Annotated in this window: 10 protein-coding genes; 5 read left to right on the forward strand and 5 right to left on the reverse strand. The window is 61.5% G+C overall.

Going from position 1 to position 11,189, the window contains the following annotated elements; all coding sequences use genetic code 11:
- Positions 1-250: 250 nt before the first annotated feature.
- Together PKE98_RS16085 and PKE98_RS16090 are read right to left on the reverse strand one after the other, a co-directional pair.
- The gene (locus PKE98_RS16085) at positions 251-544 is read right to left on the reverse strand and encodes a BolA family protein (RefSeq protein WP_271196325.1); all 294 of its coding nucleotides are present in this window, start codon (positions 542-544) and stop codon (positions 251-253) included.
- Positions 545-556: 12 nt separating this feature from the next.
- On the reverse strand, positions 557-1,087 hold the full coding sequence (locus PKE98_RS16090; RefSeq protein ID WP_271196326.1) for a DUF2059 domain-containing protein: 531 nt from the start codon (positions 1,085-1,087) through the stop codon (positions 557-559).
- Between the two features lie 365 nt (positions 1,088-1,452).
- Between PKE98_RS16090 and PKE98_RS16095 the strand changes: the two genes are divergently transcribed.
- The 3 genes from PKE98_RS16095 (at position 1,453) to PKE98_RS16105 (ending at position 4,572) form a co-directional block, all read left to right on the forward strand.
- The gene (locus PKE98_RS16095; protein ID WP_271196327.1) at positions 1,453-2,466 is read left to right on the forward strand and encodes a DUF2804 domain-containing protein; all 1,014 of its coding nucleotides are present in this window, start codon (positions 1,453-1,455) and stop codon (positions 2,464-2,466) included.
- A 98-nt stretch (positions 2,467-2,564) separates the two neighbouring features.
- A complete protein-coding gene (locus PKE98_RS16100; RefSeq protein ID WP_271196328.1) occupies positions 2,565-3,959 on the forward strand; it encodes a class II fumarate hydratase in 1,395 nt (464 codons plus the stop codon).
- A complete protein-coding gene (locus PKE98_RS16105; RefSeq protein WP_271196329.1) occupies positions 3,952-4,572 on the forward strand; it encodes an NAD(P)H-dependent oxidoreductase in 621 nt (206 codons plus the stop codon). Before PKE98_RS16100 ends, PKE98_RS16105 begins: the two co-directional genes overlap by 8 nt.
- Before the next feature lie 80 nt (positions 4,573-4,652).
- Here PKE98_RS16105 and PKE98_RS16110 read toward each other — a convergent pair whose 3' ends face one another.
- Positions 4,653-5,606, reverse strand: a complete 954-nt coding sequence (locus PKE98_RS16110; RefSeq protein WP_271196330.1) for a DMT family transporter — start codon at positions 5,604-5,606, stop codon at positions 4,653-4,655.
- A gap of 263 nt (positions 5,607-5,869) precedes the next feature.
- Here PKE98_RS16110 and PKE98_RS16115 point away from each other — a divergent pair, with 263 nt between their 5' ends.
- Positions 5,870-6,106: a DUF6316 family protein gene (locus PKE98_RS16115; protein WP_271196331.1), complete on the forward strand. Its 237-nt coding sequence runs from the start codon at positions 5,870-5,872 to the stop codon at positions 6,104-6,106.
- Between the two features lie 156 nt (positions 6,107-6,262).
- Here PKE98_RS16115 and PKE98_RS16120 read toward each other — a convergent pair whose 3' ends face one another.
- Both PKE98_RS16120 and pap read right to left on the reverse strand, forming a co-directional pair.
- Positions 6,263-7,447, reverse strand: coding sequence for a thiolase family protein (locus tag PKE98_RS16120; protein ID WP_271196332.1), 1,185 nt, complete (start codon positions 7,445-7,447; stop codon positions 6,263-6,265).
- A 132-nt stretch (positions 7,448-7,579) separates the two neighbouring features.
- Positions 7,580-9,067, reverse strand: a complete 1,488-nt coding sequence (gene pap / locus PKE98_RS16125; RefSeq protein ID WP_271196333.1) for a polyphosphate:AMP phosphotransferase — start codon at positions 9,065-9,067, stop codon at positions 7,580-7,582.
- Between the two features lie 115 nt (positions 9,068-9,182).
- Here pap and mnmC point away from each other — a divergent pair, with 115 nt between their 5' ends.
- Positions 9,183-11,171: a bifunctional tRNA (5-methylaminomethyl-2-thiouridine)(34)-methyltransferase MnmC2/FAD-dependent 5-carboxymethylaminomethyl-2-thiouridine(34) oxidoreductase MnmC1 gene (gene mnmC, locus PKE98_RS16130; RefSeq protein WP_271196334.1), complete on the forward strand. Its 1,989-nt coding sequence runs from the start codon at positions 9,183-9,185 to the stop codon at positions 11,169-11,171.
- Positions 11,172-11,189: the final 18 nt, after the last annotated feature.

Raw genomic sequence — 11,189 nt, forward strand, 5'->3', positions numbered from 1 at the left:
GGGGCTTTGGTAAAAAATGGCGCCGGCTGGCGCGGCGCGCATTTTATGCGAGTTTGGGATAGATCAAAAGCATTGAGGCTGAAGCCTCTTCTACAGTACGTAGGGCGGCTATCGCCTTGGCGATATCCGCCGCAACGATCGCAATGACGGAAATCACCTTCGGCCACATTCGCCCTACACCGGAAATCAAAAAAAAGCCGCTTGATCTCTCAAGCGGCGGCTTTTTTATACAGGCAGCCAGCGCAGCGGCTTAATGCCCGCCTGCGCACGTCGGCGAGGCCGGGGCGGCGCCGGTGGCGGCCCACTCTTGCGGGGTGTAAGTGTGTAGCGCCAGCGCATGCATTTGCCCCATCAGGTCGCCGAGAGTGGCGTACACCTTCTGATGACGCTTGACCGCATTCAGGCCGGCAAACATTGGTGTGACGACCACGGCCTTGAAGTGGGTTTCCAGACCACGGCTGTGCATATGGCTTTCGTCCTGCACATCGATGAACTCGGGCTCCAAGGCCGCCAGGGTGGTTTGAATGCGTTCACGCATGCTCATGGGGCGCTCCGGTTACGGCTTTTTAGCAGGGGCTGGTGCGGCTTTGGCATCGGCCGGAACCAGTTCTTTGGTCATGTCTTCGAGCAGCTTGTTGACCTCAGGCACGGCAGTTTCCAGCTTGGCCTGAGCCATCTGGGCCGACTGAGCGGTTACGCGCGGCATGGTTTCCTGCACTTTCTTGCCCAGTGGCGACTGGTAGAAGGCGATCAGGTCTTTGAGCTCTTTCTCGCTGAAGCTGCTGGTGTAGAGCTTGACCATATCGGGCTTGAGTTTGTCCCAGCCCACCGCTTTGTCCAGGGAAGCCTTGGCTTTGGCCTGGTAGGTTTCCATCAGCGCTTTTTTCGACTCGGGCGCCTGGGCCTGGGCGAAACGCTGGGAGAACAGTTGCTCAACCTGGCCATAAATAGGTGCGGTGAGCTTGTCGGCGTGAGCCAGTTTCAGAAAGGTTTCGGCGTTGGCAGCATGGCTGGCAGCGTCTGCAAAGACTTGGCCGCTGAGGCAGATCATGAAGGCGGCAGTGCAAAGGGTACGAATCGGGGTCATGGTGTTTCCTTGGTATGAGTAAGAGTACTAGCAGTACATAAAGGCAAATCCCAGAGGCTGGGCATTCTGCGCGTTGGTTGGACTCGGCTCAAGCGCAGCGGTTGCAGCATCGGACCGATTAGAGAAATCCCTTACACGCGTTGGCGCCTTTCCGTTGGTCTGTCATCCAAATGCCAGCACTTGCAGTGCGGGCCCGCGCAAGTGCATTCTTCGCGCCAACATTTTGGCAACGTAACGGAAATACGTCACAACGCGCTGTAAACCCAGCACCTGGCGCGGTTGCGAACGTTATTGTGCGGCAAGCTTTGTATGAAGCACCCCGCCTTCCTGCCAGACTTTCCTTCTGCAACACATGGACGTGTTCGATGAGCAACCTCAAGCCCGCCTTCGCCACCGACCCCTGGCTGCCCCTTTGCGATGCCAAGGGCAACTTGCTGCCACAGGCAGTGGGCTGGTCGACCCGCCCCCATATCCATTGCGCCATGCCCGGCAACCTTGGCCGTCGCAAGCGCTGGAACCATTGGTGCATCACCACGCCAGACTGGATGCTCTCGCTCACCGTCGCCGATCTCGACTATCTGGGCTACGGCGCCGCCTACTTTCTCGACCTGCACACCGGCCATTCCGTCGCCTACACCCAGCTGCGGCCATTTGCCCGCGGGTGCACGCTGGCAGACACGCCCCTGCAAGGCCATCGCTTTCAGCACCCGCGCCTGCAAATCCGCGTGGACGAATACCCCGGCCGGGCGCGCCTGGTCGCCACCGTTCCGGATATTGGCGGCCAGGCGTTGCAACTGGCGCTTGATGTACAGCGCCCTTCTCACCTCGACTCGGTCAACCTGGTGGTGCCATTCAGCCAGAACGGCTTCCATGCCACTTCCCGGCATATGGGCTTGCCGGTTTCCGGCGACGTGCAATTGGGCGCCACCCACTACCGCTGCGAACCTGGCCAGAGTTTCGCCGCGCTGGATTTCGGCCGCGGTGTGTGGCCGATGAACACCCACTGGACCCGCGCCGCCTTCGCCGCCCCCGGTGGCATTGCCGGCAACTTCGGCTCCGGGTGGACCGACAACAGCGGCTTGTCTGAAAACGCCCTGTGGTTTGGCGGCGAACTGCTGCATGTCAACAGCCCCGTGGTCATCACCGGCAACCCGCAAACCCCGTCCGCCCCGTGGCAACTGAGCTGCGAAGATGAGCGCCTGGCATTGGTGTTCACCCCGCGCCAGGAACATGTCGCCCGGCCCAAACTAGGCCCCTTCTACGCCGAAACCCGTCAGCGGTTCGGCCAGTTCGACGGCGTGCTGCGGGGCCCCAAAGGCGAGCGCGTGCCGGTCGACGGCGCACTTGGCTGGCTGGGCACCACCCACGCCCGCTGGTAAAGCTCGCCAGAGAATGGCGGTAACGATTTACCCCTCAACATGGAACCAGCCCGCCGGCATAGCGCCTAAACTGCCGGAACAGTCCGCGGAGAAGAACCATGAATCGCATCGAAACCGACAGCATCGGCGCCATCGACGTTCCTGAGCAGGCCTATTGGGGCGCGCAGACGCAACGGTCGCTGATCAACTTCGCCATTGGCCAGGAACGCATGCCGCTGGCCGTATTGCATGCCCTGGCGCTGATTAAAAAGGCGGCCGCCCGGGTCAACGACCGCATTGGCGATCTGCCGCCCGATATCGCCCGCCTTATCGAGCAGGCCGCCGACGAGGTACTGGCAGGCAAGCACGACGACCAGTTCCCCCTGGTGGTGTGGCAAACCGGCAGCGGCACGCAAAGCAATATGAACGTCAACGAAGTGATCGCCGGCCGCGCCAACGAACTGGCTGGCAAGGGCCGCGGGGGCAAGGCACCCGTGCACCCCAACGATCATGTCAATCGCTCGCAGAGTTCCAACGACGCCTTCCCCACCGCCATGCATATCGCCACGGCCCAGGCCGTGCTGCACGACCTGCTGCCGGCGATTGCCGAATTGTCTGGCGGCCTGGCCGAACAAGCGGCGCGGCATATGGACCTGGTGAAAACCGGGCGCACCCACATGATGGACGCCACCCCGGTGACGTTCGGCCAGGAGTTGTCGGCCTTTGTCGCGCAACTTGGCTATGCCGAACGGGCCTTGCGCGCCGCCCTCCCCGCCGTTTGCGAACTGGCACAAGGCGGCACCGCCGTGGGCACAGGGCTCAATTCACCGCACGGTTTTGCCGAAGCGATTGCGGCAGAACTGACTGCGCTGTCCGGTCTGCCGCTGGTATCAGCGCCGAACAAGTTTGCCGCCCTGGCCGGCCATGAGCCGCTGGTTACCCTCGCCGGCGCCCTGAAAACCCTGGCCGTGGCCTTGATGAAAATCGCCAACGACCTGCGCCTGCTCGGCTCAGGCCCCCGCGCGGGCCTGGCCGAAGTGCGCCTGCCGGCGAACGAGCCCGGCAGCTCGATCATGCCCGGCAAGGTCAACCCGACGCAGTGCGAAGCGCTGTCGATGCTCGCCTGCCAGGTGATGGGCAACGACACCACCATCACCTTTGCCGCCAGCCAGGGTCACTTGCAGCTCAACGTGTTCAAACCCGTGATCATTCACAACCTGTTGCAGTCCATTCGCCTGCTGGCCGACGGCTGCCGCAACTTCCAAAAACACTGCGTCGAAGGCATGGAGCCGGACGCCGCGCAAATGGCGGCGCACCTGGAGCGCGGCCTGATGCTGGTGACCGCACTCAACCCCCATATCGGCTACGACAAATCCGCGCAAATCGCCAAGAAAGCCTACAGCGAGGGCACTACCCTGCGCGAAGCCGCCCTGGAACTGGGTTTTGTCAGCAACCAGGAATTCGACGAGTGGGTGCGCCCGCAAAGCATGCTTGAGGCCGGTAGCCATGAGTGACGAGGCAAAGAGTGGGGCCACGCCACTGGAAGGCGACGGCAAACGCATTCTGCTGGTGTTGGGCACGCCCAAGGCCGGCAGCTTTTGCAGCGCCCTGGCCGAGGCCTACACCGTTGGCGCGCGGGGCCAAGGCCATGTGGTGCGGCAACTGAAACTGAGCGAGATGCAGTTCGACCCGATCCTGCGCGACGGCTACGACCAGAGCCAGAACCTGGAGCCCGACCTGCTAGAGGCCCAGCGGCAAATCCACTGGGCCGAGCACTTGGTGTTCGTGTATCCGGTGTGGTGGGGCGGCATTCCGGCTCTGCTTAAAGGCTTTTTCGACCGCACCTTTTTGCCCGGCTTCGCCTTCAAATACCGCAACCGCTCGCAACTGTGGGACAAACTGCTGACCGGCCGCACTGCCGATCTGCTAGTGACCATGGATACCCCGGCCTGGTATTTCCGCTGGATCTACGGCGCACCGGCACACCGGCAAATGACGCGCACCATTCTCGGTTTTTGCGGCATCAAGACGCGGCGCCTGGCGCAGTTTTCGCCGATAAGACCGTCCAATGAAACCCAGCGGCAGGCGTGGTTGCGCAAGGCTGAGCTGCTGGGCGCCGGCGTCTGAACGGTTAGATGTTTCAGCGTTTAGCCGCGATGCCTTCTAAAAAGCTAGAGCATCGCGGCTGAAGCCGCTCCCACAGAGGACTATTCTCCGGTTGCCCGCCGGGCACGCAGATTGGCCATCAACGACGGGCCAATCGCTGTCACTGCCGAGCCCAATACCACCAACACCGCACCGACATAAGCCAACCCGTTGATCTGCTCGGGGTGCACGTGCTCGGGCCACAACTGCGCGGCCAGCGCCACCGAACCAAAGGTCACCAATGGGGTAATTGCCAAGGTGGCGCTCACGCGCGAGCCTTCCCAATGCGCCAGTGCTTCGGCAAAGGCACCATAGGCCACCAGCGTGTTCAGGCAGCACGCCACCAACAGCCAGAACTGCAACGTGCTCAGCTGCAGCACCTGCGCGGGGTGCGCCCACGGGGTAAGCAAAGCGGCGCAGGCCAGGTAAATCACCATCATCACCTGCATGGAATTCCACCGCGTCAGCAGTTGCTTCTGCGCCAGCCCGTAGAAGGTCCACACAAAGGCGGCGAGCAACACCGTCAGCACTCCCACGGTGTAGGTGCCCAGGGAGGTCAGCAGTTCATGCAAACGCTGGTTGAAGAACAGACCGAAGCCAACGATCAGCACCGCCAGCCCCATTGCCTGCCCGACGCTGAAGCGCTCGTGGAACAGCCAGACGCTGCCGAGCAAAAATAGAATCGGCGCCACCTGAATCACTAACTGCGTGGTGCCGGGGCTCAGCACTTTCAGCCCCAGCAGATACAGCACGTAGTTGCCAATCAACCCCAGCACGGCCACCCCCAGCAGCACCCGACCATTGCCGCCCAACAGGCGGAAGTCGGGCAAGCGGCGGGTGGACGCCAGGTACACCAATAGCAGCGAGCCGGAAACAATCAGGCGATACCAGGTGACAGTAATAGGGTCCATCACCTCCAGCACTTCCTTCAGTTGAATGGGCAGCACGCCCCATAACACGGCAGTGAGCAAAGCGAGCATCAGGCCGTAAACCCAACGGCCGGAAGAGATGTGCATGGCAGCCTCAATCAAGCAATACGCGCAGCAAATGCTGGCAAAGTCCGCATTCTAGGCAGCAGGCAGCGTACAAACACAGCAACAGTTGGGTTGCGCAACTGTACGGCCGATGTCAGCCGTCAGGTGCTTGACGTCAAATAAGGGTAAATTCTGCCAACTGGAGGGCATCTACTGCGAATTGACGACCATCTATCGAAAACAGCGGCAATATTGGCTGCGGTGTTTAGACTCAAAACAGTCTATTCACCTATGGAGCCACACCCATGTTCAGCCAACGCTCGCAGGATGCAGCCGCCGCCACTCACTACCGTAGCGAACGAGTGAGTGCGGTAAATGGCCAATATTTTTTCGCCACCCGTGAAGGCACGCTTGAGGGCCCGTATTTCACCCGCGTGGATGCGGAACGGGAAATTGCCATGTACGTACGCCGGCAATTGCAGGGGGACGACATTATCGAGAGCCGCACCTTTGCCGATCATCATGGGTTGGTGGGGCACTGATTGAGCGTGTAAGGGGCGTTCTCCGATTGCTCGCTAAGCTCTTGGCACCGAAGTTTCCAGCGTTCGCGAGCAAGCTCGCTCCTACGGGCACTCCTCCCCCACGATAAGGGACAAAAAAACCGCGCCTAGGCGCGGTTTTTTATTGCAGCGAAACGCTTATTTGTAGACTTCAAACAGGCCTGTAGCACCCATACCGCCACCTACGCACATGGTCACGATGCCGTAACGCTTGCCTTGGCGACGCAGTTCGCGCACCAGATGGCCGACCTGGCGCGAGCCGGTCATGCCGAACGGGTGGCCGATGGAGATCGAGCCGCCGTTGACGTTGTATTTCTCGTTGTCGATCTTGAGAAAATCACGGGCGTACAGGCACTGGGAAGCGAAGGCTTCGTTCAGTTCCCACAGGTCGATGTCGTCCACTTCCAGACCACGGGCTTTCAGCAGTTTTGGCACCGAGTACACCGGGCCGATGCCCATTTCGTCTGGCTCGCAACCGGCCACGGTGAAACCGCGGAAATACGCCAATGGCTCCAGGCCCAGTTCCTTGGCTTTATCCAGGCTCATCACCAAGGTCATGGAGGCGCCGTCGGACAGCTGCGAAGCATTGCCGGCGGTGACCGAACCGTCTTCGGCAAATACCGGCTTCAGGCCTTGCAGGCTGGCCAGGGTGGTGTCGGCACGGTTGCAGTCGTCACGGTCCACTACGCCTTCAACGATGCTTTTCTCGCCAGTGGCTTTGTCTTCCACCTGGTATTTGACGGCCATCGGCACGATTTCGTCGTCGAACAGGCCTTCGGCTTGAGCACGGGCGGTGCGCTGCTGGCTTTGCAGGGCGTAGGCGTCTTGCTGCTCGCGGGTGACGTTGTAGCGGCGAGCAACGATTTCAGCAGTCTGGCCCATCGGGTAGTAGATGCCCGGCACGTTTTCTTTCAGCACTGGGTTGATCAGGTTGTCGGTGTTGACGCTTTTCATCGTCAGGGTGATCGACTCAACGCCGCCGGCCACGATGATATCGCTGCAGCCAGACGCGATCTGGTTGGCGGCGATGGCGATGGCTTGCAGGCCCGAGGAGCAGAAACGGTTGAGGGTCATGCCCGCTACTTGCGTGCCCAGGCCCGACAGCACGGCCACGTTACGGCCGATGTTGTAGCCTTGGGCGCCTTCGTTGGAGCCAGCACCGACAATGCAGTCCTCTACCGAGGCCGGGTCGATCTTGTTGCGTTCCAGCAGGGCATTGACGCAATGCGCAGCCATGTCGTCTGGACGGGTCATGTTGAACTTGCCGCGGAAGGATTTGGCCAGGCCAGTCCGCACGCTGTCGACGATCACTACTTCACGCATCACGCACCTCATATTGTTGTTCGGAAAAGATCAGGGCTGTATTGCAGCTGGCCGCTAGGATAAAACTGCCCCCGGTGGCAGGGCGATGATTATTCATCCCGTGTATGCGCAGCGATCCTGCCCTTTTCGCCTCTAGTCCCGGTTCAGGGCACGCTCGAGAGCATCGTTGATGGTGCGCAGCACTTTTACCCGGGCAAAGCGCTTGTCGTTGGCTTCTACCAGCGTCCAGGGCGCGAGCTGAGTGCTGGTGCGGTCCACCATGTCTTCCACGGCATCGGCGTATTGCGGCCATTTTTCGCGGTTGCGCCAGTCCTCTTCGGTGATTTTGAAGCGCTTGAAGGCAATCTCTTCGCGTTCCTGGAAACGCGCCAGCTGGGTCTCGGAATCAATCGACAGCCAGAATTTCACCACCACCACGCCGGCGCGGCTGAGTTGTTCTTCAAAGTCGTTTATCTCGCCATAGGCGCGCAGCCAATCGGCTGGTGTGCAGAAACCCTCCACCCGTTCCACCAGCACGCGGCCGTACCAGGAACGATCGAATACCGTGAATTTGCCGCGCGCCGGAATATGCCGCCAGAAGCGCCACAGGTATGGTTGTGCGCGCTCCTCTTCGGTTGGCGCTGCAATCGGCACAATCCGGTATTGGCGCGGGTCGAGCGCGGCAGCCACACGGCGAATGGCACCGCCCTTGCCAGCAGCGTCGTTGCCTTCGAAAACGGTCACCAGCGAATGCTTGCGAAAGCGTTTGTCGCGCACCAGCCCTGCCAGGCGAGCCTGCTCGCTGGCCAGCTGCTTCTGGTAACTCTCTTTGTCCAGTCGCTGGCTGAGATCGAGGCTGCCGAGCAGGCTACGGTTATCGATGCTGACCGACGCAGGGCCGGCATGGGGGTGACGCTTTTCAGCGTTCTGCGTTGTCAGTGCAGTTTGCAGGCCTTCGAGCAGAATCTTGGCCACGGTAAGGTTGCGGTAGTTTTCATCGGCGCCCTCTACCACGTACCACGGCGCGTAGTCGCGGCTGGTGCGGTGCAGCACGCGTTCGCCAAAGCGCACAAAGCGGTCGTAGGTTTCGGTCTGTTCCCAGTCCAGCGGGCTGAGGCGCCAGCTGCGCTCGGGGTCATCCTTGAGGTTTTTCAGGCGCGCTTTCATCTGTTTCTTGGACAGGTGAAACCAGAACTTGAAGATCAGCGCACCCTCGTCGCACAGCATGCGTTCGAGGTTTTCGGCGCCGATGATGGCCTGGTCCAGCACCGCATCCTTGAAGTGACCATCCACCCGCCCCTGGATCATCTGGCTGTACCAATTGCCGAAGAAAATGCCCATGCGCCCCTTCGGAGGCAGTTGCCGCCAGTAGCGCCAGGCGGGAGGGTGCGCCAGCTCTTCGTCGGTCTGTTGGTCGAAGGTGCTCACCTGAATCAGCCGAGGGTCCATCCACTCATTGAGCAGTTTGACCGTCTCTCCCTTGCCGGCGCCTTCAATGCCATTGATCAGCACAATGACCGGAAAGCGCGCCTGCTGCTGCAGCTCAAACTGTGCCTCCAACAATGCTTCGCGCAAGGCAGGAATTGCTGCCTCGTAGTCGTCCTTGTCAATGGCGTGACCAATTTCGGCGGACTCAAACATAAAACCTCGCTCCATTCCCAAAGGTGATTGGCACAGCCTAGCGGATTGCGCCGCGCTAGCCATGCGCAAGGTCAGGATCGGCTAGAATGCGCGCCTTGCCGCGCCAGAACTGATCATGTCCGAACCCTTCACCACAGCCTCGCAAACTGCCCAACTGGATTGGGACGAACTCGGCCAGCCGCACTCGCGCGCCTATGGCGATGTGTACTTTTCCAACAGCCTGGGGCTGAGCGAGCCGCGCTACGTATTTCTCGACAACAACGACCTGCCGGCCCGCTTCGCCGCCCTGCCCGCAGGCGGCAAACTGGTGATCGGAGAAACCGGCTTTGGCACAGGTCTGAATTTTCTTTGCGCGTGGGAGCTGTTTGCCCGCACGGCCGTGGCCGGGGCGCAGCTGCATTTTGTCAGCGTGGAAAAATACCCGTTAAGCCACGCCGATCTGCACCGGGCATTGGCGCTATGGCCGCAGTTGCAGCCGTTTGCCGAGCCCTTGCTCGATCAATACGTGGCACTGCATCCAGGGTTTCAGCGCTTGCTGTTCGATGGCGGGCGTGTGGTGCTCACCCTGCTCATCGGCGATGTGATGGACATGCTGCCGCAACTGGACGCCGAAATAGACGCCTGGTTTCTAGACGGTTTTGCACCGGCAAAAAACCCGGAGATGTGGTCGCCGGAACTGTTCAATGAACTGGCTCGTCTCTCCACGCCGCGCACCACGCTGGGTACGTTCACCACTGCCGGCGTAGTGCGCCGCGCGTTGAAAGCGGTGGGTTTCAAACTCAAGCGGGTGCCAGGCCTGGGGCACAAGTGGGAAGTGCTCAAAGGTCATTTCATTGGCTTGCCTGAGGCCCCCGAGCCGCTGCGCAGCAAAGCCTGGTACGCCCGCCCGCCCGCTATCGAAGGGCCGCGTACTGCGCTGGTGGTTGGCGCCGGCCTGGCCGGTTGCGCCACCGCTGCCAGCCTGGCCGCGCGCGGCTGGCAGGTGACGCTGCTGGAACGCCACGGCGATATCGCCCAGGAAGGCTCCGGCAACCCGCAAGGGGTGCTTTACCTCAAACTCTCGGCCCATGGCACCAGCCTGTCGCGACTGATAGTGGCCGGCTTCGGCCATACCCGCCGGCAGATTCAACGCCTGCAACGCGGCCAGGACTGGGACGCCTGCGGCGTGCTGCAATTGGCCTTCGACGACAAGGAAGCGGCGCGTCAGGCGCAATTGGCTGCCGCCTTTCCCGCCGACCTGCTGCATTCGCTGAATCAAACGGAGGCCGAACAGCAGGCCGGCATCGCCCTGGCCAGCGGCGGTTTGTTCTACCCGCAAGGTGGCTGGGTACACCCGCCCACGCTGTGCCGGGTGCTCAGCGAACACCCCAACGTGCACCTGCAACTGCACCAGCACGCCGTGCAACTGCGCCAGGAAAATGGCCAGTGGCAAGCGTGGGACGGTGAGCAGCAGTTGGCCCAGGCCAGCGTTGTGGTGTTGGCCGGCGCCGCCGACGTGCGCCACTTCGGCCCCACCGCCCAATTGCCGCTCAAACGCATTCGCGGACAAATCACCCGCCTGCCGCAAACGGCGGCCAGTACGTCACTAAGCACCGTGGTTTGCGCCGACGGCTACGTGGCCCCTGCCCGTAACGGCGAGCACACCCTGGGCGCCAGCTTTGACTTTCACAGCGACGACCTGAGCCTGAAAACCGCCGAACACGTCAGCAACCTGCAGCTGCTCAACGAGATTTCCACCGACCTGGCCCAGCGTTTGAACGCCGATGCATTACCGGTGACCGAGCTGCAAGGCCGCGCCGCCTTTCGCTGTACCAGCCCCGACTACCTGCCCATTGTCGGCCCGGTGGCCGACCACGACGCCTTCGCCGAGGCCTACGGCGTACTGCGCAAAGATGCCCGGCAAAGCCCCGACACGCCCTGCCCTTGGCTGCCTGGCCTGTACGTCAACAGCGGGCATGGCTCACGAGGCCTGATCACCGCGCCATTGGCCGGCGAACTGCTGGCTGCCTGGCTGAACAACGAACCGCTGCCACTGCCGCGCGAGGTGGCTGAAGCGTGCCATCCCAATCGATTTGCGCTGCGTAAATTGGTTCGCAACCAGTAGCTTATCCGCCGTCGTCCC

It is taken from the genome of Pseudomonas turukhanskensis (assembly GCF_027922365.1).
GTDB classification, from domain to species: Bacteria; Pseudomonadota; Gammaproteobacteria; order Pseudomonadales; family Pseudomonadaceae; genus Aquipseudomonas; species Aquipseudomonas turukhanskensis.